The organism is Psychrobacter piechaudii (assembly GCF_900162825.1).
GTDB classification, from domain to species: Bacteria; Pseudomonadota; Gammaproteobacteria; order Pseudomonadales; family Moraxellaceae; genus Psychrobacter; species Psychrobacter piechaudii.
On the sequence record NZ_FUGE01000004.1, the window covers coordinates 1 to 929 of the forward strand.

Annotated in this window: 1 protein-coding gene; it reads left to right on the top strand. The window is 39.1% G+C overall.

The annotated features are described in order from the left end of the window. Positions 1–34: 34 nt before the first annotated feature. Positions 35–929 (top strand): IS4 family transposase (locus tag A1019T_RS00020; RefSeq protein WP_244156476.1); only part of this gene is annotated, 895 nt, incomplete at its 3' end.

The window sequence follows — 929 nt, forward strand, 5'->3', positions numbered from 1 at the left end:
GATAATACAAGTACAAAGTAGTAACCTCAAACAAATAGCAAGAGGATTTGTCAAAGGTAGGACAAACAGTAATTACAGACGGCTACAACGCTTCTTTGCACAAGTTGACATAGACCAAGACCAGTTAGCCAAATTCATCTATCAACTCTTTGACTTAGACGAAGTCATCATCAGTATAGACAGGACCAACTGGAAATGGGGTAAAAAGAACATTAACATCTTTTTGCTCAGCGTTGTTCATCAAGGAATTGCTATTCCCTTATACTGGACCCTACTTGATAAAAAAGGTAACAGCAATAGTAATGAGAGATGTGAGCTTATACAAAAGTTCATCAACACCTTTGGCGCAGACAAAATACAGTATGTATTAGCCGATAGAGAGTTTGTTGGCAAAGAGTGGTTTCAATGGTTAAATAAAGAGCAAATAAAGTTTTGCATTCGCATCAAACACAACACCCTAGTAGCCAATCATCAGGGCAAATTGGTACAAATAAAGACATTGTTACGTCATCTATTCCCTCATGAAACGTTTATGTTAGCCAGAGCTGTTCCCGTATATGGCGTTAAAGTTCGTCTATTTGCAAAGCGTGATGCTGACAACGATTATGTCATCATAGCGACCAACAATTTAGATCATACGGATGCTATGGCTCTTTATAGCAGACGCTGGGAGATTGAAACCTTGTTTTCTTGTTTTAAAGGACGAGGGTTTAATCTTGAAGATACGCATCTTACACAGTTGGATCGGGTGAGTAAGTTAGTGGCGGTTTGTGCGCTAGCATTTTGTTGGTCATATCGCATTGGGATTAAAACTGTACAGCAACACCCTAAAAGACGAAAGCTTAAGAAACATGGTCGACCCCAGCAAAGTTTGTTTGCTATTGGTTTGGATGTTTTGATTGATGGTTTGCGTGAGTATTTCTTTGCTG